This window comes from Actinomyces acetigenes, assembly GCF_031296635.1.
Lineage (GTDB): Bacteria > Actinomycetota > Actinomycetes > Actinomycetales > Actinomycetaceae > Actinomyces > Actinomyces acetigenes.
Genome location: NZ_JASPFC010000041.1, coordinates 1 through 20,893 on the forward strand (window position 1 = coordinate 1; position 20,893 = coordinate 20,893).

A 20,893-nucleotide genomic window follows, 5' to 3' on the forward strand; every position below is an offset into this window, starting at 1 on the left:
CATGAGACAACACAGGGGTTAAGGGTACGAACCGGAGACCTACCCTACGAACGCGCGGCCGGTGGCTCAGTGAGCCCGGCTCATATGACGCCGAGGATTTCCGTGACGAAGACGAGGGTGTCGCCGCCTCGGATACCGGCCTGCGGGACGCCGCGGTCGCCGTAGCCCAGCTCGGAGGGGATGGACAGCAGCAGGCGCGAGCCCACGCGCTGGCCTACGAGGGCGTCGTCCCAGCCGCGGATGACCATGCCGACGCCGACCTGGAAGTTCAGCGGCTGGCCGCGGTCGTAGGAGTTGTCGAAGACGTTGCCGCCCCAGATCTGGCCCAGGTAGTTGGCCACGATCGTGTCGCCGGCCTCGACCACCTGGCCGTCGCCGGCGTCGAGCACCTGGACCTGGAGCCCCTCGGGGGCCTCGGGCCCGGGGAAGGTGAGCGTGGGCTTGGTGCCCTTGGCGCCCTCGACGGAGGGCATGTTGGTGTTGATCATGCGGTGAGCCTACGTGAGGCCCCCGGTTCGACGCCGCAGCGGGCCTCGGCCCAGCGCGAACCCGGCGAGCGGGTCAGGCAGTGGCAGGCACGGGAACAGGCCCGAAGCCACCGAGTACACGGCTGGGGCCGGGACGCACCAGCCGCGTCCCGGCCCCAGCCGAGGTGGTGACGTCGAGCCGGATCGGACGCACCGATCCCCCGACCCCGCGCCGTGAGCTCAGTCGCGGAAGTAGCTCAGCAGGCGCAGGAACTCCACGTAGAGCCACACGAGAGTGACGACGAGGCCGAAGGCCCCCGCCCAGGCGTAGCGCTGGGGCAGCCCGTTGCGGACCCCATTCCCGATGGACTCGAAGTCGATCGCCAGGAAGAAGGAGGCCAGGATGACCGCGAGGATTCCCAGCGGGACACCCAGGGGGATCCCCATGATGGTCAGGGAGCGCAGGCCCCAGGCGCCGGTGGTCAGGCCGGTCACCATGAGGAAGAAGTTGATGAGGCTGAAGATCATGTAGCCGAAGGTGGCCACGACCACCACTCGACGGAACCTTCCCTGGACCCGGAAGCCGCCGTAGGAGTAGGCCGCGAGCATGGCGCCGAAGGTGGCCAGCGTCGCGAGCACGGCCTGGACGACGATGCCCTCGTAGAGGGCCTCCATCACGCCGGAGAAGCTGCCCAGCAGCAGCCCCTCGAAGGTCGCGTAGGCCAGGATGAGAGCCGGCGAGGGCTCCCGCTTGAAGCTGTTGACCAGGCCCAGGACGAGGCTGCCGATGGCACCGGCGAACATCGCCATGACGCCCAGACCACGAGTCGCCTCATTGGTCACCAGGCTCCAGGAAAGGGCGCCGGTGGCCAGGATGACGGCGAACATGCCGGCGGTGCGGATGATGACGTCGTCGTAGGTCATGCGGCGCATGTCCGCGTTGGTGGCCGACGGCGCCTGGTACTGGGCCTCCAGACCGGCCATCTGCTCGGGGGTCACCTGGCCGTATCCGGCCGTCTGCTGGCCGTACTGGTTGCCATACGGGTTGGCGCTCTGCCCGTACTGCTGCCCGTACTGCTGGCCGTAGCCGGCGGCCTGCTGGCCGTACTGGCCGGCCTGGTAGCCGGGCATCGTGGGGTAGCCGTTGGGCGTCTGAGCCGGGGCGGTCCCGGGAGCCTGGCCGCCGGCCTTGAAAGCGGTGCTTCGGCTGAAGAAGGGGTTGGACATGTTCCTCTCATCCTCTCTGAGGGGGCTGGGACCGTCGGCCCGGAGAGGCCGTCGCTCGCAGTCCGGTCCGGCCGGAAAGGGCCGGCGCCGGAAACTGCGCACATTATGCGCAGCCCCCGCACGGTCAGGGGAACCCATTTCCCTCACAACGTAGCCCTCAGGGGAGAGGTCCCCACTCGTGCTCCGAGCGCCGGCCTCCTCGGCAGCCTCCGCCGGCTCGCATCGACCAATCAGTTCTCATCCTCCAGGAGGACCCTCCTCCCCCTGGCGGACCCACCCCGACAGGCCCCGGGTTCGTCACCTCGGCCGATTCGCCGACGCCGGCGCGCTCCTAGGCTGAAGCCATCTGGTTGCTCCTTGGGGCAAGCCCCTGGAAGAACCACGGCGAACCACCCACCCCCTGGCCAGCGGCCCACGTCGAAGAGAGAACATCATGATCGAGGCAGTCAATCTCACCAAGCGTTATGGCAAGAAGACGGCGGTGGACAACATCTCCTTCACCGTCGAGCCCGGCACCGTCACCGGCTTCCTGGGCCCCAACGGGGCGGGCAAGTCCACCACGATGCGCATGATCATGGGCCTGGACAAGCCCACCAGCGGCAAGGTCACGATCAACGGGCGCCCCTACCGGCAGCTGTCGGCCCCCCTGTGCGAGGTCGGAGCCCTGCTGGACGCCAAGGGTCTGCACGGCTCGCGCAGCGCCCGCAACCACCTGCGCCAGCTGGCCGCCTCTAACGGCATCCCCGCCAAGCGGGTCGACGAGGTCCTGGACATCACCGGCCTGACCCCGGTGGCCAAGAAGCGCGTCAAGGGCTTCTCCCTGGGTATGGGCCAGCGCCTGGGCATCGCAGCGGCCCTGCTGGGCGACCCCGGTGTGCTCCTGTTCGACGAGCCCGTCAACGGCCTGGACCCCGAGGGCGTCAAGTGGGTGCGTGAGACCTGCCGCCGCCTGGCTGGCGAGGGCCGCACCGTGTTCATCTCCTCCCACCTCATGAGCGAGATGGCCCAGACCGCCGACCACCTCCTGGTCATCGGCCGCGGCCGGATCCTCACGGCCGGCCCGGTCGACGACGTCATCGCCTCGGCCACCACCGACCGGGTGCGCGTGGCCTCCCCTCAGGCCACCCAGCTCGCCGAGCTGATGGCCTCCCGCAACCTGGCCGCCCGGCCCGTGGCCCCCAACGTCCTGGAGACCACCGCGACCACCGCCGCCACCATCGGCGAGCTGGCCGCCCAGGGCGGCATCGTCCTGCACGAGCTCACCACCATCCGCGCCAGCCTCGAAGAGGCCTACATGACTCTGACCAGCGACTCCGTGGAGTACCGCACCGACCCCGCCTCCCAGACCCAGATGCGCCAGGCCGTGCCGCAGGGCCCCGCCCGGGGCTGAGGCCCGCGCCCCAGCGCGCCGCGCCCGCCATCGACCGCTCCATCCGTCTCACCACAGAAGGTCCAGCCAAGCCATGAGTACCCACACCCCAGTACATGTCTCTGCCGCCCCCGCAGGCCCCGCACCGGTGCGCACCGCCGTCGGGACCGCCCCCGCAGGCCCCGCACCGCGCCCAGCCGGACCACGCATCCAGAGCCGCCAGACCATCCTGCGCTCCGTGCGCGCGGAGTGGATCAAGTTCTGGTCCCTGCGCTCGACCTGGATCACCTCCTTCATCACCATCGCCCTGACCGTCCTGTTCGGGGCCGGCCTCACCGCCATCCTCGGACGGACCGAGGAGTACCAGGACACGGCCAAGGACCTCATCACTCAAGGCCTGACATTCGGACAGATCGTGGTCGCAGTCCTGGGAGCCCTCATCATCACCGGGGAGTACTCCTCCGGACAGATCCGCTCCTCCCTGGCCGCCGTCCCCAAGCGCGGGCAGCTCCTGGCGTCCAAGGCAGTGGTCCTGGCCATCGTCTCCTTCCTCCTGGGAAGCCTGTCCGTCTTCCTGTCCTGGGCGATCTCCAAGCCCTTCATCGGTGAGCACGCCGGTTCACTCACCGACTCGCACTACGCCGGTTATATCTGGGGCTCGGGCCTGGTCTTCGCCGTCATCGCCCTCATGGCTCTGGGGCTCGGCTTCCTGCTACGCTCCACCGCCGGCACCATCACCGTGATCGTCTCCCTCCTGTTCGTCATCACCGCTCCCCTCCAGCTCGCGGCCAGCAAGTGGGACTGGGTCTACAAGATCATCGGCTGCCTGCCCAGCACGGTCTCCGAGGCCGTCTCCGACCCGTTCCAGCGCACCACCGAGTGGGGCGGCCAGGGCGCTCAGTTCCTCACCCACGGCCAGGCCATCGCGGTCTTCGCCGCCTGGGCGCTCATCCCACTCATCGCAGCCTGGTTCGTCTTCTCCCGGCGCGACGCCTGAGCCGGCCGGCCCCGCCTCCGACAGGCACGGGAAGAACCCCCATCGTCGGAAGCGGGTCCCTCAGCCGCACAAGTCGACGTCAATCATGACCCCCTGGAATGACACACTGAGTCCTATGTCCAGCCAGCTGCCGCCCCCTCAGCCCGGCCGTCACGGCGCCACCATGCCCAACGAGGACGACCTGGAGCTCCCGCCCGAGCCACGGGGCCTGCTGCGAGCGATCCGCACGTGGTACCACCGCCACCCGATGATCATCGACATCTCCATCGCCGCCGGCGTCGTCACATACGCCTTCTTCACAGGTGTCACGTTTCTGCTGCGGCCAAGCAGCCCGGCGAGCACCTACCCCATCCTGCCCCTGGCGTTGATCGCGATCGCACTGACGGGGATCGCGCTGGCACTTCGCCGACGCGTCCCTTTGTGGAGCTGGGCCGCCATCCTCCTGATCCCGGAGATCTATCAATTCGGAGTCCAGTGGGCCTTCCATCTCACTGCGGAGCAACTGCTGTACGCGTCCATCGGCGTCAGCGGCATGGAGCTGATATCAGTCCCCTTCTCACTGGGCGCCATCGCCTCGCACCGCAGGCCGGCCGCCGCATGGACCGCGGGGGCGGTATCCCTGACGGTTCTCATGGTGGACCTCAGCCTGACAACTCCTGGTCTATCGGTCGGGGAGCTCCTGCGTACCACCGTCATCCTCGCTCTCCTCATCCTGGTCGGCATCCTACTCGGTTTCAACGCCCGCTCCGCCCGGCTGCGGCTCAAGGCCATGGAGCTCCGCTCGGCCCGAATGGCTCTGGCAAGCGAGCAGGCGGTACTGCTGGCGGCTGCCGAGGAGCGCAGTCGCATCGCCCGGGAGATGCACGACGTCGTCGCCCACTCCCTGGCCGTCATGATCACCATGGCCGACGGCGCCGCCGCCACCGTGGAGCGCGATCCGGCCACGGCCAAGCAGGCCATGGAGACCCTGGCCGAGGCCGGACGCAGTGCCCTGGCCGACACCCGCCGCCTGGTGGGGGTCCTGCGGGAGGACCCCTCAGTCACCGCGGGGCACGCCTCCGCCTCGGCCCCCTCAGAGGGCTCACCGTCGTCGGCCCACCAGCGCGAGGTCCGCGACCTGCCGGTGCCCGAGTTCGCCCCCCTGGGGACGGTGACGCCGGTCGAGCCCAGCGCCCCCATCGCGAACTTGCGCCAGCAGGCCACCGACGGCGCGGGCGACCGCTCCCGCGGCGACCTGCCCCTGGCCCCCTCCCCCGAGCAAGCCGACATCACTGAGCTCGTCAAACGCTTCGTGGCCGCGGGGGTGCCGGTCACCTACCGGTGGGTGGGTGCCGCGCTCCCAGACGACAAGGCCCTCCAGCTCACCGTGTTCCGCATCGCCCAGGAGGCCCTGACCAACGTGCTGCGCTACGCCCCGACGACGCCGGCCGTCAGCGTCGACGTCGAACGGCACATCGGCACCGTGGTCCTCACCGTGGACAACGAGGCCGCCCCCGGCACGCGCCCGATGCACGGATCCGGTAAAGGGCTGATCGGCATGCGGGAACGCGCATCGGTCTATGGTGGGACCGTACAGGCTGGCCCGACGCCCACGGGTTGGCGAGTCCGCGCAGTCCTGCGCTGGGACGAGCATGACGAAGGGACTTTCTCATGGCAGACGCCCCTGTGAGCAGCAGCGACCCCCTCCAGCCGGGCGGGTCGGAGCGCCCCGGCGAGGTCACCGGCCCGGTCAGCGTCGTGCTCGCCGACGACCAGGCGCTCATGCGCATGGGCTTCCGCATGGTGCTGGAGGCCGAGGAGGACATCACTGTCGTCGGCGAGGCCTCCGACGGGGCCTCCGCCTTGGCCCAGGCCAGGGCCCTGCACCCCGACGTCATCCTCATGGACGTGCGCATGCCGGGCATGAACGGCATCGAGGCCACCGAGCGCATCGCCCAGGAGTGCCCGGGCACGCGCGTGCTCATCCTGACCACCTTCGACCTGGACGAGTACGCCTTCGCCGGGCTGCGCGCCGGGGCCTCCGGCTTCCTGCTCAAGGACACCCGGCCCACCGAGCTCGCCGAGGCCATCCGCACCGTAGCCTCCGGGGAGGCGGTCGTCTCGCCGCGCATCACCCAGCGGATGCTGGAGATGTTCGCCGCCTCGCTGCCGAGCTCGGACGCGCCGGCCCAGTCCTCCTCGGACCCGCGGATCGACTCGCTGACCCCGCGCGAGAAGGAGATCCTCGTGCTCATGAGCCAAGGCATGTCGAACGCGGAGATCGCCGCGCACCTCGTCGTCTCAGCCACCACCGTCAAGACCCACGTGGGCAACGTGCTCGCCAAGCTCGACGTGCGCGACCGGGTCCAGGCCGTCGTCGTCGCCTACGAGACCGGCCTCATGGCCTGAGGACCAGCAGCGTCGCTGAGCCGGTTTCGGCTGATCGGGTGAGACAGGTGCTCGAAGGCGTGGACGGGCCTGGCGGGAGCGCTGTGAGGAACGAACAGCGCGGATGGTTGCCAAGAGCATCTGTCCCACGCGGCCCGATGAGGCAGCCGAACGTCAGCGGGGGGCGTGGAGGCGCTGCTGGGCGTCGTCGAAGCCGGCTGTGACGACCTGCTCGACGGCGTCGGCAGCCTGCTCCAGGGTGACGCCGAGGTCGGCACGCTCGCGACCGGGGAAGTCGGACAGGACGAAGTCGGAGGGGTCCTGGCGTCCCGGCGGGCGGCCGATGCCTACACGCAGGCGCGCGTAGCCCTTGGTGGAGATGGACTTGCTGATGGAGCGCAAGCCGTTGTGACCGCCCTCGCCGCCGCCGCGCTTGAGGCGCAGCTCGTGGGCGGGAAGGTCGAGCTCGTCGTGGATGACGAGCAGGCGGCTGTCGGGGTCGATCCCGTAGTAGGAGACGAGCCCGGCCACGGGGCCGCCGGAGAGGTTCATGAGCACCGAGGGCGCGGCCAGGATGACGCGGGGGCCGGGGGCTCCGCCCGGCATCATGCCCAGCCGGCCCTCGGCCACACGGGCGCGGGCCTTCTTGTGCTGGGAGAACCGGGACCCGGTGCGCTCAGCCAGGACGTCGAGCACCATATAGCCGACGTTGTGGCGGTTGCGGGCGTACCGGGTCCCGGGGTTCCCCAGCCCGACGACGAGCCAGGCCTCACTCATGCGCCCCACCCCGGGATGAGCCCGGCGCGGGCGGCGCGGGTGGTGCCTGCCGGCGCGTCGTCGTGGCTGGACATGTCAGTCACGCGCGATTCACTCAGCCTCGGCCTCGTCGTCGTCCTCAGCGGGAGCGTCCTCGGGGACCTCGGAGGCGACGGCGTGCTCGTTGGCCACGTTGACCACGGCGGTCTCGGCGTCGGCGACGGCCTCGACGCCCTTGGGCAGGGTGATGTCGGCGATGGTCAGGACGGTACCGGCGTCGATGCCGGTGACATCGACCTCGATGGTCTCGGGCACGGAGACGGCCGGGGCGGAGACCATGACGGTGGCGGCCTCGATCATGTGGATGGTGCCGGGGGTGGCTTCACCGATGACGGTGACCGGGACCTCGACGTCGACGCGCTCGTTGCGGTTCACCAGGAGGAAGTCGACGTGCTGCACGCCGGGGCGGATGGGGTGGCGCTGCACGTCCTTGGCCAGGGCCAGGAGGGTCTCGCCGCCGGCAATATCCAGCTCGACCAGGGCGTTGTCGTTGCTGCGCAGGGCCATGCGGGTGGCGTGCTCCTCGAGCAGGACGTGGCGGGGCTCGGTGCCGTGGCCGTAGACGACGGCGGGGACCTGGCCGGCGCGGCGAGCCTGGCGGGCCGAGCCCTTGCCGAACTCGGTGCGGTCCTGGGCCTTGAGGGTGATGGCGTTATTGGCCATGTGGCTCTCCTTGCGGATGAGGCGGGGCCCGGTGCCCCGCGGCTGATGGTGGTCCGGCTGGGCGCGACGACGCGCAGTACCGCCAGGTACCACCACGTCGATCACGGATGCGCGCCGTACTGGCGCGTCCCTCGCCGGGGCAACGTGGGCAAGACTACGGCATGGGCAGGGCGCGCGAACAGCCACGCAGCCGGTGAGGCGCCCCACCTAGAGGCCGTCGTGGAGCCGGTACGCGCGCTGAGCCCCTGTCAGACCGGAGCGGCTCGCGCGTTCGTACCTTATACCGCGCGGTCGAGGGTTAAGGGTACGAACGCGAGGGCTAACCTACGAACGCGCGGGCCGCAGGCCTGCAGCCGGTCAGGCGCGTCACGTATGCCATTCCGTCGCAATGAAGATCAGGAGGTTGGCGTCAGCGCAGATGGCGACCTGCCCGGTCTCAAAGTGGGGAGAATTAAAACGGCTCGGGTCATCCTCCATCATGTGCTCGATGTCGAAAATCGCATCGGCCTTCTCCTTCGGGACTGTGGTGAAGGCCTTGTCCTCGGGGACGTACTGGCGCAGGTCGGGGTAGATACCGGGGAGCGGATCGGCTTTCCCACTCGACGCCTCGGCGAGCGCCCGAGTGCTGGCGGGTTCGAGTGCCAGCACCCCGTGTATCCATATCGGGCGGTCCTGCGGAGGCAGGACCTCGCGTTGCTCCTGCTGGTACTGCATGACCCAGTGGGCCGAGGAGATGGTGACGCCCGGCATGCGTCTGTCGAGGCGTCCCAGATCGGTGCGGATCTCCAGCGTCACGGGGACATACTCGGTGAAGGTCGCGAAACGGCCATCCGACGTCGGCGTCGCACCCGGCCGCGACCGACCGTCCTGCGCTGGGGCGCAACCGCCCAGTGCCAGTGCCGTTCCACCGGCGAGCCCCATGCCGACGACGCCGCGCCTCCCGTACTCGGTCATGCTCGCCCCTCCTTCGCTCCCGGCCCCGCCTGCGACCAGGCCCGTCGCGAGGCACTGCGGGTGCAGCGAAGACTACTCGCGCCGTGCGACCGGTGGCCCGCGCTCACGGAGGCCGGGGCGGGGACTTGTCCCCATGTCCCGGCCACGGGGGCACTCAACGGGTGAGGAACCTGAGATCATCCGGAGGGCAAGGCCCCGAGCCCGCCAGCGCCTCGCACCGTTGGCGGGACTCCCACATCCGACGAGCAGAAAGCAGACCATGAGGTACTTCGCCCAGTACATCGTCGGCAGGAACGGTCCCATCGACGTCTTCCTGCAGCCCCAGACCCCGCGGCTCGTCGCCGATGAGGTCGCCCGTAAGCTCACCTCGCCCGCCTACCTGGACGGCGCGAGGCACTTTGCCGTCGTGGTGTGGGCGCTGCCCGACGGGATGACGCATATGGACGAGGTTCCGGAGTCCTCTCCGGCGCGGGCCACCTTCATCCAGTGCGGTGGCTCCTCAGCGGCCATGAGCGTCGAGATCCGCGTGACCCACGAGGACGACTCCTACGAGCACTACGCCGTGGCCCGCGAGCCCGTCGCCGACCCCGGAGCGTGGACCACGATCACCTGGGACAACGGGGGTCTCGAGCCCTTTTCCCTGCGTCTGCACCCCGAGGAGGTCTTCACCGGTCAGCAGGCCGCCCCCGTCTTCCGCGCCTACATCGAGGATGGGGCCCTTCCGCCCGCGCAGCTCCTGCGCAGGCTCGACGTCTAGCCCCACCAGGTTCCACGCGTTCGTACCGTAGGGGTCGCGTTCGTACCCTTACCCCCCGAACGCAGGACCTACCCTACGAACTCGAGCAGTAGGCCAACCGATGCCAACATGAACTCGCGGGTGCGGACCATCGTTCAGGCCCGCAGCAGCTCCAGGCAGCGGCGCACGTCCTGGATCGGCAGCTGGCCGGGAGCGGAGGCCCGGGCCAGTCCCTGCTCGTTGGGGACGACGGCGAAGGTCAGCGCCGTCCCGAAGGCCGGCGCCACACGGCTGACCGCCCCGAGCGCCCCCATGGACATGGCGGCCACGGGCACCCCCAGGCCGCCGCGCTCCCCCGCGCCGGCCGTGGCCCGCGCGCACACGCCCAGGAGGCGGGCGACGTCGTCGGCACTGGTGGGCCATACGGCGATCTTGGCCAGGTCGGCGCCCTCACAGGCCATGCGGGCCAGGACCTCCTCGAGGACCTCATCGGACGGGGTGGCCTCGAAGTCGTGGAAGGAGGCAACGACGCCGATCCCCAGGCCGTGGGCCTGCGTGCAGGCCTGAGGCAGACAGCCGCGCTGGACCTCGACGTCGATGGCGGCCGGACGGCGCTCGGGCGCCCAGTCTGCGAGCCCGTCGAGGACGGAGCGCAGGAGGGCGCCGTAGGCGGCGTCATCCAGGTGGGCCCGGCCCCCTTCGGCCGCGGTGCGGCAGGTGAGCAGCACCGGGGCGCCGGTATCGGCGTCAACACCGTCGGCGTCAGCGCCGTCTATGGCCTCCCCCAGTCCCCGTAGGCACTCCAGGACCTGGGCGGTGGCCGTGGCCGCGTCCAGCGGGCCGGGGGCAGCCAGGGCGCCGACCTCCTCAAGCAGGTCGACGCGCAGCTCGAGGACGTCCGCACCGGCCTCGACGGCGCTGCGGGCCTGGGGCCGCGCGTGGGCGAGGCTCGGCCCGATCAGGGAGACCGCCACCGCGGGCAGGCCACCGGGGCCGGGGATGCTGCGCCCGCCCCAGGTCAGCGGCGTCGCGCTCACACCCGGGCCCCTTCGGCCGGCCCCGGCTCGGGCACGAGCGACAGGGCGATGCCGTCGAGGATGTCGTAGAGGCTGGTGGTGACCCGCTGCAGCGGGCGCCCGGCGGCGGTGGTCCGCTCCACGACACGGGAGACGACCTCGCTCCACACGAGGGCTCCCGCGGCGATGACGTCGCGGCGGCCGGGGGCCAGGTAGCCCCAGGAGGCGCGCTGCTCAGGCGTGGAGTGGATGATCGCCTCACAGGAGGCCAGGACCGTCTGCGGGCTCAGCTCAGCACCATTCAGGGCCTGCGGGTCGAAGGCCTGAAGGTCCAGGGCGTGGGCGGTGACGGTGGTGATGGTGCCGGCCAGGCCAACCAGCCGCCCCGGGGCGGACAGGTCGACTACCCGCTCGGCCTCATCGAGCAGGCCACGCACCTCGGCCCGGGCGGCGGCCTCGGACTCGGGGGTGACGCCGCCCGCCAGGAAGCGCTCGGTGATGCGCACGCTGCCGGTGTCCAGGCTGATGGCGGCGCTGGGGGCGTCCACGCCCAGGACCAGCTCGGTGGAGCCGCCCCCGAGGTCGACGACGAGCCGCGCCGGCGCGCACCCGCCCCGCCCCGTTGCCTGGTCGCCCTCTGACCCGCGGGAGCCCAGCAGCGAACCGGTGAAGGACAGGCGGGCCTCCTCCTGGCCGCTGACGACCTCGGGCTCAATGCCCAGCAGGCGCCTGACCCCGGCCACGAAGTCCTCGCGGTTGCGGGCGTCGCGGGTGGCGGAGGTGGCCACGAAGCGCCGTACGTCGCCTCCGGGGGCGACGCCCAGCTCGGCGCAGTCGGCGGCGTAGGAGGCCACGGCCGCCAGGGTGCGCTCCAGGGCCTCGGGGTCGAGCAGGCCGGTGCGGTCCACGCCCTGGCCCAGGCGCACGATCTCGTTGCGACGGCGCAGCACCTCCAGGCGGGGGCGCCCGGAGTCGTCGCGGTCGGCCTCGGCGATGAGGAGACGGATGGTGTTGGTGCCGCAGTCGATTGCGGCGACGCGGGTCATGGCGGCGGCCTCCTGGGCTGGGTCGGGAAGGAAGGAACAGGGTGTCCCTGCCGCTTAGCAGGAGCAGCGCTCAGGATCCCACAGTCCGCGCTCGCGCAGAACCTCCAGGGTGCGGTCACCGATGGGGTTGACGCCGGCCCCGGCGGCCAGGGCGTGCCCGAGCAGGGCGTGGAGGCACTTGACGCGCGTGGGCATGCCGCCGGCGGAGACCCCCTCGATCTCAGGGACCTGCCCGAGCTCGGCGCGGCGGGCCAGGTAGTCGGCGTGGGCGGCGGCGTAGGCGGCGGCCAGCTCGGCGTCGGCGGCCAGGTCGGCGTTGAAGGTCTCCATGAGGTGCTCGGCCTCCAGGGTGGAGCAGCCCTTCACAGCGGCCGGGTGGGTGAGGTAGTAGCTGGTCGGGAAGGGAGTGCCGTCGTCGAGGCGCGGGGCGGTGCGCACCACCGTGGGGCGCCCACACACGCAGCGGGCCGCGATGGCGACGACTCCGCGCGGCACCCGCCCCAGCTGCTCGGCCAGGGCCTCGAGGTCGGCCGACGACACCGGCTCCTGCGTCTGGGGGGTGGGGCTCACGGGGTCTCCTTCGTCTGCGGGGTGGCGGCCGGTTTCGGCGTGGTCTTGGGCGGATCCGACGGCGTCTGGTTGGGCTCGCCGGTCGGCAGCTCTTTCTGGGCGGGGTTGAGGGTCTTGCCGTCCACCCCGTCCTTCGATCCTGCCGGGGCGGTGCTACTGGCCTGGCCGGCGGCCCGCGAGGAGTCCCGGAGCTCCTGGTACCAGGGGGCGTCCTGGGAGCCCGGGGTGGCCCCGCCGCCGGCCTCGGTCTCCTTCATGGAGTCAGCGCCGACGACGACGTAGCTGGTGTCGCCGGGCATGACGTAGCCGAGGCGCTCACGCACCTGGGAGCGCACGTAGGTGTCGTCCTTCCACTGGGCCAGCTCGTTCTCCAGGGTGGTGGAGGTGTCGGAGGCCTCCTTGATCTTGTCGACGACGGCGTCGTACTGGGCCTGCTGGGACAGGTAGGCGCGCAGGGAGGTGAAGATGACGACGAAGGCCAGCAGGCACACGACCGCCAGGATGACGACCCTGGGCGGCAGGGTCCGCCCGGGCGCCGTCGTCGGCAGGCCCCGGGACCGGGAGGCGGCCGAGCCGGAACCGGACCCGGCCGCGGAGGCCGCCCGCTCGGCCGGAACCTGACGGGGCCGGGCGCCGCCGGCAACACGGCGCGTCCCGGACTGGCTGGAGGAGGGGCGGCGTGGAGTCATACCGGCATCCTGCCTCACCCGGGGCCGCGCGAGGACGCACCCCACCGGGCGCGTTGCTCACGCCCCACTCATCACTCGCCCCCTGATGGACGCGCAACAGCACCGTCCCGTAGACAACGCTTCGGGGCAGGCGGGAGAACCCGTCTGCCCCGAAGCGGTGGGGTGCGTCGTCGTCGAGTCGCGGCTGAGGCGCCGCGTCAGTCAGCGGCTCGGCGTCGGCAGGTCGCTGTCAGGCTCAGGCCTGGAAGCGGGGGAAGGCACCGGCGCCGGCGTAGACCGCGGCGTCGCCGAGGGCCTCCTCGATGCGCAGGAGCTGGTTGTACTTGTTGACGCGCTCGCCACGGGCGGGAGCGCCGGTCTTGATCTGACCGGAGTTGGTGGCCACGGCCAGGTCGGCGATGGTGACGTCCTCGGTCTCACCGGAACGGTGGGAGGTCATCGTCTTGTAGCCGGCGCGGTGGGCCATCTCGACGGCCTCGAGGGTCTCGGTCAGGGAACCGATCTGGTTGACCTTGACCAGCAGGGCGTTGGCGGCGCCGAGCTTGATGCCCTTGGCGAGGCGCTCAGGGTTGGTGACGAAGAAGTCGTCGCCGACGATCTGGACCTTGTCGCCGATCTGCTCGGTGAGGTGCTTCCAGTCGTCCCACTCGTCCTCGGAGAGCGGGTCCTCGATGGAGACGATCGGGAAGTCGGTGATGAGCTGCTTGTAGTACTCGACCATCGAGGCGGTGTCCTGGGCCTCGCCCTCGAACTGGTAGGTCTTGGTCTTGTCGTCGAAGAACTCCGAGGAGGCGACGTCCATGGCCAGGGCGACGTCCTTGCCGGGCTTGTAGCCGGCCTTCTCGATGGCCTCGACGATGAGCTCGAGGGCCTCGCGGTTGGAGTCGAGGTTGGGGGCGAAGCCGCCCTCGTCGCCCAGGCCGGTGGACAGGCCGCGCTCCTTCACGACCGCCTTGAGGGCGTGGTAGACCTCGGCACCCATGCGCAGGGCCTCACGGAAGGTGGGGGCGCCGATGGGGGCGATCATGAACTCCTGGATGTCCACGTTGGAGTCGGCGTGGGAACCACCGTTGAGGATGTTCATCATGGGCACGGGCAGGACGTGGGCGTTGGGGCCGCCGACGTACTGGAACAGGTCCAGGCCGGCGGACTCGGCGGAGGCCTGGGCGGCGGCCAGGGAGACGCCGAGGATGGCGTTGGCGCCGAGCTTGCCCTTGTTGGGGGTGCCGTCGAGCTCGATCATGAGCTGGTCGAGGCCGCTCTGGTCAGCGGCGTCGAAGCCGATGACCTCGGGGGCGATGATGTCGTTGACGTTGGCGACGGCCTTCTCCACTCCCTTGCCGCCGTAACGGCTCTTGTCGCCGTCGCGCAGCTCAACGGCCTCGAAGGCACCGGTGGAGGCGCCCGAGGGGACGGCGGCGCGAGCGGAAGCACCGTCCTCCAGAAGGATCTCGACTTCGAGGGTCGGGTTGCCGCGGGAGTCGAGGATCTCGCGGGCGTGAACGTTCTCGATGAGGGCCACTTGGTGCTCCTTGCTGAGGGGGTCGTGATGCGGTCGTCGGCGTCGGGCACACTCGCGCGCGACTGCCGAATGCAGGTCCAGCCTAGCGGGCCCGCACCCCCACCACGAGGGCCATGGTCCTGAGGAATGCACAGTGTTCACGCCCGGCGAGAAACACTGGACGGCACTGGACGACGACGGCTCCTCGGTTCCGCCGTCGTCCTGGGCGCTGAGCGGCCCTACTGGCCGTTGGTCTCGGGCTGCTGCTCGGTGCCCTGGCCACCCTCGCCCGCAGCGCCGTCGGCCTGACCGGTCTCGCCCTGCCCGTCGGTCTGGCTGGAGTCGGCGGGCTGCTGACCGCCCTGCTGGGGATTCTGCTGCTGTTGCTGAGGCTGCTGCTGGGGGGCCTGCTGCAGGCCGCCTCCGAAGGGGTTGTTGCCGGATGCCAGTCGGGGATCGGTCTGGGTCGACCAGGTCCGAGCCTTGTCGGAGTAGCGCGGCGAGAAATCACCGTCAAGCGTGCTATAGAGCTTCTGCAGCTCGCCGATCACGGCCTGCCCCTGCTGCCCCTGCTGATAGAGCTCCTGGTATTCGCCAGACAGGGCAATCGCCCGCAGGTAGGTGATCGTTGCCGCCTGGCGGGGCTCGAAGCTCAGATGCTCCTTGGACCACTGCACAGTCTGCGCGTCGGTGACGGTCACTCCGTGGGCCCGGCCGACCTCTACCATGATGGGGGCCTGAACAAGGAGCTTAGCGATCTGAGACCGGTTCACACCCTGATGCTCCAGGTTCTCCCGGCCGAGTGCGGAGTCCAGCTCCTTGACCACGACGTCGACGTCCTTCTCAGTGACGACCACGGAGTGGCGGGCCCCGTCCAGGCCGGTGTAGTGCATGTCGGCCACCCGACCGGGGTGGTCGGAGCAGCCGGCGAGCGCCCCGACGGCGAGGAGGAGTGCAGCGCTGGCGGCGAGGACGCGCGTACGTGCGGCAAGGCTTCGGGTCACGGTCTGCTCCTGGAAGGGGGACGACGCCGGAGGGCGACATGGTGTCACAACTTTTCTGCCCCCGACCCTACCGTTCCGCCTGCGACGACGCACGCAGCCGGTCCGCCGCCGCCCACCGACGCGGCTCCGGACACACTGCAGACGTCCTGCACGAGGGTCGGCCTACTCCACGAGGGTGGGGATCTACTGGCCGGGGGTTGTGCGTACTGCACGATAGCCCCACCTACGTGGAGTACACCCATCCCTCCCCCAGTAGCCCCCGACCCTCGTGCAGTAGCCAGCGGTTGCGCGACCGAGATCGACACGGCACCGTAGATATAGGTGAGGCATGGGAGCCGTCACGGCTGAGCGGCCGCACTGTGGTCACACGCCTGCCACCTGTCCGTCAGCACTCGGGTCAGCCATCAGGGAGGTACTCGCTCATCAGCCCGGCCACCAGAATCGCCGGCTGTGAGGATCGCAGCCTGTCCGTTCCCCGACTGGCGAGCACAAGGGACAGATTCCTCCCGCATGCCAGCAGGTCGGCAGGCGGGGCACTGTCAGTCGTTTACGGGATGCTGGTCGCCTTCCTGGCTCTGGCGGCGCTGTGGTGGGGGCAGACTCGGTCAACCGAGACCTACGGCATACCCGGGCCGACGACGACTCTCACGCTGTCCAGCTCCGCTCGCTCCGCAACCGAGGAGCAGCAGCTCACGGCCGCCCGGCAGCTGCGCGCACTTCTTACTCAGGAGGGCGTCAGTATGGTCAAGGCCTCTCAGGGCGATGGCGACCCCATCCTCGTAGTCCTCGATCCCAAGCAGCGCATCGACTGGACCGGCCCACTGAATACCGATTCGCGCCCTGGTCTCTTTGCGATCCGCGGGACCTATTCGAGCACTGTATGGAGGACACGCGGGCAGGCCCCGCTGGCACCTGCCGGACGCACCGTCCTCGGCACCGTGAGCATCCCGGGAGTCACGCCCTCGACCAGCAGCCTGCAGTTCGTGGAGCCGCTCGGTAGCGCACCGTTGGGCACCGGGGAGCTGCTCCTGGGAACAACGGACCCGGCCTTGATCGCACGTGTCAGCTCTGTGTTGGAGGAGTCCGGGCTGACAGTTGAGAGCACCCAGCGCCAACCGGCGCTGGTGTCGCTGGTGCGCGACACCACAGTGGCCACGGCCGCCCTGTTCGCCGCCCTGGGGATCGTCTGCACCGTCATGTCCCTGGCGCTGTCGCTGCCTGAGCAACGCGGAGAGATCCGGCTGCGTCGCATGGTCGGCGCCACCGAGGCGGCACTGGTCCGCGAGCGCTGTGGCCGGGAGCTGCTTCGGGTCATCGCGGGGACCGCAGCCGGAGCGCTTGGTGCAGGAGCTGTGGCGGCGTTGGTCGCCCAGGCTCCGCTCTCGCCGCCGGAGCTGGGGGTCCTGGTCGTGGGGGCGGTGGTGGGCGGTGCCGTGCTGTGGATGGCACGCCTGCTCACCTTCGCCATCTGGTTGCGTCTCGGGCTCAGAGGTGCCGGGGCATGATCCGCACCGAGATCGCGGGCGCTCTGGGCGCCGCATGGCGCCACCGTTGGAGCACCGCGGGTATCGCTCTCATGTTCACGCTGGTCAGCGCGATCCTCACCATGACACTGGCCGAGGTGATGACCCAGACGTCAGTGGTCATGACGGCCCAGCGCCTGCGCGAGCTCGACGCCACCACCTTCACGCCCTACTACCTCGGCGATCTGGACAACGATCCGAGTTCCGGTCTGATGGAGGACCTGGGTGACCGCATCGCCTCGGGCTCGGCCTACACGATGGTCATAGGCAACGTGGAAGTCAACGACCCTTCCTTCGCCGGAGGCAATCCAGTGGTGATCGTCGTCGGGCAGGCCGCTCAGAACGCCATGACCGGAGCCAGGCTCTGCTCGCCGGCGCCCTGCGCCATGGTCGGGGACCAGGTCCCCCATCCCGTGGACGGACCGCTGTACCTCGGAGGTCACAGCGTGCCGGTAGCAGGCCGAACGCCGTCGTCGGCCACGCTCTTCGACCCGGCTGCGGTGGGGATCGACCTGGACAGGTCGGTGCTGATCGCACTGCCGCCCTCGAGCCTGGATCACCTGGATGGCACCGAGCAGGAGGAGGCCGTGTGGCGCACGGTTCTGCTCCGCGCCACCGACGACGACACCGAGCAGTTCATCACGGCTGCCAGACAGGACCGACTCGCCCTGGTTCCGCACCGGTTGGCCGCCGATCAGCCCGAGCGCTTCCGCAATCTCCTGGTGTGGGCTGCCATGCACGGCGTCGGCCTGCTGGGGCTGACCACCCTGGTCTCCATCGCCTACGGCGCCTCCATCCGGTCAGTGCTGCGCCGCGAGCGAGCCGACCTGCTGCTGCGTCATCTCTATGGTGCGACGTCGGCTCAGCTCACCACGCGCCTGGCAGCCTTCCTGGCTGCCACCATGCTGGTGCTTCCGGCCCTGGCGCTCCTGGCCTTGGCAGCCAGCACGCTGTTGAGGGGCGCCGCAGCAGCAGCCGGGGGCATCCTCATCATCATCTACCTGGTCTTTCTCATGACGACGGTCCGCCGTGTGCGAATCGAGTTCGCGCGATTCGGGAGACTCCGATGACGCAGGCCTTGGAGCTGATCGAGGTCAGCGTCGACTACCACCGTGGCGGTCAGCCGGTCCACGCACTCGACTCGGTGTCACTTGCCATCGGCCGGTCCGAGTCGGTGGCGGTCGTGGGGCCCTCCGGGTGCGGCAAGTCGACGCTGCTGGGCGTGCTGGGGCTGACGATCCCACCGACCTCGGGGAGCGTCCTTGTCAACGGCGTCCCCGCCCCCTCCGACCCGGACAGGCGGGCCCGGACCCGTAACCGCTTACTGGGCCTCATCCCTCAGAGCGGGGCGGTCATCGACCACCTGAGCGTGCTGGCGAATGTCGCCCTTCCCTTGGAGTACAGCAGGCCCCGCACCAGGCGCAGGGACAGGCATGAGCGGGCTAGACAGGCCCTGGCCGACGTCGGGATCGCCTGGGCCGAGGAGAGCACGCCCCCGCGGCTCTCAGGTGGGGAGCGTCAGCGTGTGGCCGTGGCGCGGGCCTTGGTCAACCGGCCGCGCTGCATCCTGGCCGACGAGCCCACGGCGTCGCTGGACTCCGTCACCGCCCTGGAGGTCACGTCACTGCTCATCTCCCAGAGCGCTCGTCACGGCGGCTGCCTCATCATCGCCACGCACGATCCGCGGGTGGCTGAGGCCTGTGACCGGGTCCTGACCATGCAGGACGGCCGGCTCTCCGGTTGAGGCTCTCAGGCGCCATCCCTCATCAGCGCGTGCGTCAGCGGCGTTTGCGGTAGGTGGTGGCCTCGGTCTCGTAGGAGGCGTCGCCCTGGACGACGGCGCGCAGGAGCACCTCGGCCCACCGCACGACGTCCTCGCCGGACAGGGCCGCCCCACCCATGCGGTTGGTGCCCGGGGCGGGTACCACGATGGTGCGCGTGGCGGGCTTCAGCACGGTGCCCGGGTAGAGGCGCGTGACCTTCATGCGCGCCGACTCGGGCAGGTCCACCGGGGCGAAGCGCACCGACTTTCCCTGGGCGACGATCTCGCGCACCCCCAGCTGGGCGGCCAGGGCCCGCAGGCGCGCCAGCGCCGCCAGGCGGGCGGTCGCCTCGGGCACGGGCCCGTAGCGGTCGGCCAGCTCCTCCAGGACGTCGTCGACCTGCTCCCCCGAGCGGGCCGCCGCGAACTTCGTGTAGGCCTCCAGGCGCAGGCGCTCGTGGGGGATGTAGTCCTCGGGGACGGTGGCGTCCACGGGCAGCTCGATGCGCAGCTCGACGTCCTCCTCGTCGTCCTCCTCGAAGCCGATCATGTCGGCGCCGGCCTTCCCGGAGCGGGCCAGGGCCTTCTTGTAGGCGGCCACGGCCTCGGAGACCATGCGCACGTAGAGGTCGAAGCCGACCCCGGCGATGTGCCCGGACTGCTCGCCGCCGAGCAGGTTGCCCGAGCCGCGGATCTCCAGGTCCTTCATGGCCACCTGCATCCCGGCCCCCAGGTCGGTGTTGGTGGCGATGGTGCGCAGGCGCTCCAGGGCCGTCTCGGTCAGCGGCTTGTCGGAGGGGTAGAGGAAGTAGGCGTAGGCCCGCTCCCGGCCGCGCCCCACGCGCCCGCGCAGCTGGTGGAGCTGGGACAGGCCCATGCGGTCGGCGCGGTCGACGATGAGGGTGTTGGCGTTGGACACGTCCAGCCCGGTCTCCACGATCGTGGTGCACACGAGCACGTCGGTCTCCTTGCGCCAGAAGGAGTCGATGACGGCCTCGAGCTGGTGCTCGTTCATCTGCCCGTGGGCGGTGGCCACGCGCGCCTCGGGCACCAGCTCGGCCAGGCGCGCGGCGGTGGCGTCAATGTCCTCGACCCGGTTGTGGACGAAGAACACCTGCCCCTCGCGCAGCAGCTCGCGGCGGATCGCGGCGGAGACCTGCTTGGTCTCGTAGGCGCCCACGTAGGTCAGGATCGGGTGGCGGTCCTCGGGCGGGGTCGCCAGGGTGGACATCTCGCGCAGGCCGGTGACCGCCATCTCCAGGGTCCGCGGGATCGGGGTGGCGGACATGGACAGGACGTCCACGTTGGTGCGCAGCGCCTTGAGGGTCTCCTTGTGCTCTACCCCGAAGCGCTGCTCCTCGTCGATGATGACCAGGCCCAGGTCCTTGAACTTCACCTGGCCGGTGATGAGGCGGTGGGTGCCGACGACGACGTCGACGCTCCCCTTCTCCAGCCCTTCGAGCACCTTGGCGGACTCGGCGGCGTCCTGGAAGCGGGACAGGGCCGCCACGGTCACCGGGAAGCCGGCGTAGCGCTCGGTGAAGGTCTCGGCGTGCTGGCTCACCAGCAGGGTCGTGGGTACCAGGACCGCCACCTGCTTGCCGTCCTGGACGGCCTTGAAGGCGGCGCGTACGGCGATCTCGGTCTTGCCGTAGCCGACGTCGCCGCACACGAGCCGGTCCATCGGCTGGGCCTTCTCCATGTCGGCCTTGACCTCGTCGATGGTGGAGAGCTGGTCGGGGGTCTCGGTGTAGGGGAAGGCCTCCTCCAGCTCGGTCTGCCAGGGGGTGTCGGGGCTGAAGGCGTGGCCGGTGGTGGCGGCGCGGGCGGCGTAGAGGCGCACGAGCTCGCCGGCGATCTCGCGCACGGCCTTGCGGGCCTTGGACTTGGTCTTGGCCCAGTCGGCGCCGCCCATCTTGCTCAGGGCGGGGCTGTCGCCGCCGACGTACTTGGTGACCTGGTCCAGGGCGTCGGTGGGCACCAGGAGGCGGTCGCCGGGCTGGCCGCGCTTGGAGGGGGCGTACTCGATGACGAGGTACTCGCGGGTGGCCGAGGAGCGTGGCCCGCCCACGGTGCGCCGGCTCAGCTCGATGAAGCGCCCCACCCCGTGCTGGGCGTGGACCACGAGGTCCCCGGCGTGCAGGGACAGGGGGTCCACGGAGCGGCGGGCGCGGCGGGCCGGCAGG

The 20,893-nt window shown here is 70.4% G+C and carries 20 protein-coding genes; 8 read left to right on the forward strand and 12 right to left on the reverse strand.

All coding sequences use genetic code 11. The features are described 5' to 3' along the window. Window positions 1-80: 80 nt before the first annotated feature. Both RIV14_RS11950 and RIV14_RS11955 read right to left on the reverse strand, forming a co-directional pair. Window positions 81-488, reverse strand: coding sequence for an FKBP-type peptidyl-prolyl cis-trans isomerase (locus RIV14_RS11950; RefSeq protein WP_075373454.1), 408 nt, complete (start codon window positions 486-488; stop codon window positions 81-83). Window positions 489-707: 219 nt separating this feature from the next. Then, window positions 708-1,694, reverse strand: coding sequence for a Bax inhibitor-1/YccA family protein (locus RIV14_RS11955; protein WP_075373453.1), 987 nt, complete (start codon window positions 1,692-1,694; stop codon window positions 708-710). A gap of 433 nt (window positions 1,695-2,127) precedes the next feature. On the opposite strand from RIV14_RS11955, the gene RIV14_RS11960 reads away from it, so the two are divergent. The 4 genes from RIV14_RS11960 (at window position 2,128) to RIV14_RS11975 (ending at window position 6,448) form a co-directional block, all read left to right on the forward strand. Next, window positions 2,128-3,084 carry an ABC transporter ATP-binding protein gene (locus RIV14_RS11960; protein ID WP_075373452.1) on the forward strand — a complete coding sequence of 319 codons (957 nt, stop codon included), beginning with the start codon at window positions 2,128-2,130 and terminating at the stop codon, window positions 3,082-3,084. Between the two features lie 73 nt (window positions 3,085-3,157). Then, window positions 3,158-4,060 carry an ABC transporter permease gene (locus RIV14_RS11965; RefSeq protein ID WP_075373451.1) on the forward strand — a complete coding sequence of 301 codons (903 nt, stop codon included), beginning with the start codon at window positions 3,158-3,160 and terminating at the stop codon, window positions 4,058-4,060. Between the two features lie 115 nt (window positions 4,061-4,175). Beyond that, window positions 4,176-5,729, forward strand: a complete 1,554-nt coding sequence (locus tag RIV14_RS11970; RefSeq protein WP_081381896.1) for a sensor histidine kinase — start codon at window positions 4,176-4,178, stop codon at window positions 5,727-5,729. Continuing rightward, window positions 5,711-6,448, forward strand: coding sequence for a response regulator (locus RIV14_RS11975; protein ID WP_075373450.1), 738 nt, complete (start codon window positions 5,711-5,713; stop codon window positions 6,446-6,448). The genes RIV14_RS11970 and RIV14_RS11975 overlap by 19 nt, the downstream gene beginning before the upstream one ends. Before the next feature lie 153 nt (window positions 6,449-6,601). On the opposite strand, the gene pth is transcribed toward RIV14_RS11975, so the two are convergent. The 3 genes from pth to RIV14_RS11990 all read right to left on the reverse strand — a co-directional run bounded on the left by pth (window position 6,602) and on the right by RIV14_RS11990 (window position 8,860). Further along, window positions 6,602-7,204, reverse strand: coding sequence for an aminoacyl-tRNA hydrolase (pth, locus tag RIV14_RS11980; protein ID WP_075373449.1), 603 nt, complete (start codon window positions 7,202-7,204; stop codon window positions 6,602-6,604). Window positions 7,205-7,294: 90 nt separating this feature from the next. Further along, window positions 7,295-7,906, reverse strand: a complete 612-nt coding sequence (locus tag RIV14_RS11985; RefSeq protein ID WP_075373448.1) for a 50S ribosomal protein L25/general stress protein Ctc — start codon at window positions 7,904-7,906, stop codon at window positions 7,295-7,297. Window positions 7,907-8,272: 366 nt separating this feature from the next. Next, window positions 8,273-8,860 carry a hypothetical protein gene (locus RIV14_RS11990; protein ID WP_075373447.1) on the reverse strand — a complete coding sequence of 196 codons (588 nt, stop codon included), beginning with the start codon at window positions 8,858-8,860 and terminating at the stop codon, window positions 8,273-8,275. 259 nt (window positions 8,861-9,119) lie between these two features. Here RIV14_RS11990 and RIV14_RS11995 point away from each other — a divergent pair, with 259 nt between their 5' ends. Next, a complete protein-coding gene (locus tag RIV14_RS11995; RefSeq protein ID WP_075373446.1) occupies window positions 9,120-9,617 on the forward strand; it encodes an NTP pyrophosphohydrolase in 498 nt (165 codons plus the stop codon). A gap of 134 nt (window positions 9,618-9,751) precedes the next feature. On the opposite strand, the gene RIV14_RS12000 is transcribed toward RIV14_RS11995, so the two are convergent. The 6 genes from RIV14_RS12000 to RIV14_RS12025 all read right to left on the reverse strand — a co-directional run bounded on the left by RIV14_RS12000 (window position 9,752) and on the right by RIV14_RS12025 (window position 15,422). Continuing rightward, entirely contained in the window at window positions 9,752-10,633 is an 882-nt protein-coding gene (locus RIV14_RS12000; RefSeq protein WP_075373445.1) for a type I 3-dehydroquinate dehydratase, read from the reverse strand. Beyond that, a complete protein-coding gene (locus tag RIV14_RS12005) occupies window positions 10,630-11,658 on the reverse strand; it encodes a Ppx/GppA phosphatase family protein (protein WP_075373444.1) in 1,029 nt (342 codons plus the stop codon). The genes RIV14_RS12000 and RIV14_RS12005 overlap by 4 nt, the downstream gene beginning before the upstream one ends. Window positions 11,659-11,712: 54 nt before the next feature. Further along, on the reverse strand, window positions 11,713-12,228 hold the full coding sequence (locus RIV14_RS12010; protein ID WP_075373443.1) for a DUF501 domain-containing protein: 516 nt from the start codon (window positions 12,226-12,228) through the stop codon (window positions 11,713-11,715). Next, entirely contained in the window at window positions 12,225-12,917 is a 693-nt protein-coding gene (locus RIV14_RS12015) for an FtsB family cell division protein (protein ID WP_075373442.1), read from the reverse strand. The genes RIV14_RS12010 and RIV14_RS12015 overlap by 4 nt, the downstream gene beginning before the upstream one ends. A 235-nt stretch (window positions 12,918-13,152) precedes the next feature. After that, entirely contained in the window at window positions 13,153-14,439 is a 1,287-nt protein-coding gene (eno, locus tag RIV14_RS12020; RefSeq protein WP_075373441.1) for a phosphopyruvate hydratase, read from the reverse strand. A gap of 218 nt (window positions 14,440-14,657) precedes the next feature. Continuing rightward, on the reverse strand, window positions 14,658-15,422 hold the full coding sequence (locus RIV14_RS12025; RefSeq protein WP_075373440.1) for a hypothetical protein: 765 nt from the start codon (window positions 15,420-15,422) through the stop codon (window positions 14,658-14,660). Window positions 15,423-15,976: 554 nt separating this feature from the next. Here RIV14_RS12025 and RIV14_RS12030 point away from each other — a divergent pair. From RIV14_RS12030 to RIV14_RS12040, 3 genes are read left to right on the forward strand one after another with little or no spacing between them, the layout of a single operon-like run. Further along, window positions 15,977-16,927, forward strand: a complete 951-nt coding sequence (locus tag RIV14_RS12030) for a hypothetical protein (protein ID WP_075373439.1) — start codon at window positions 15,977-15,979, stop codon at window positions 16,925-16,927. Then, window positions 16,924-18,015, forward strand: a complete 1,092-nt coding sequence (locus tag RIV14_RS12035; RefSeq protein ID WP_075373438.1) for a hypothetical protein — start codon at window positions 16,924-16,926, stop codon at window positions 18,013-18,015. Before RIV14_RS12030 ends, RIV14_RS12035 begins: the two co-directional genes overlap by 4 nt. Next, entirely contained in the window at window positions 18,012-18,689 is a 678-nt protein-coding gene (locus tag RIV14_RS12040; RefSeq protein WP_075373437.1) for an ABC transporter ATP-binding protein, read from the forward strand. Before RIV14_RS12035 ends, RIV14_RS12040 begins: the two co-directional genes overlap by 4 nt. 34 nt (window positions 18,690-18,723) lie before the next feature. Here RIV14_RS12040 and mfd read toward each other — a convergent pair. After that, window positions 18,724-20,893 (reverse strand): transcription-repair coupling factor (mfd, locus tag RIV14_RS12045; protein WP_309325198.1); only part of this gene is annotated, 2,170 nt, incomplete at its 5' end.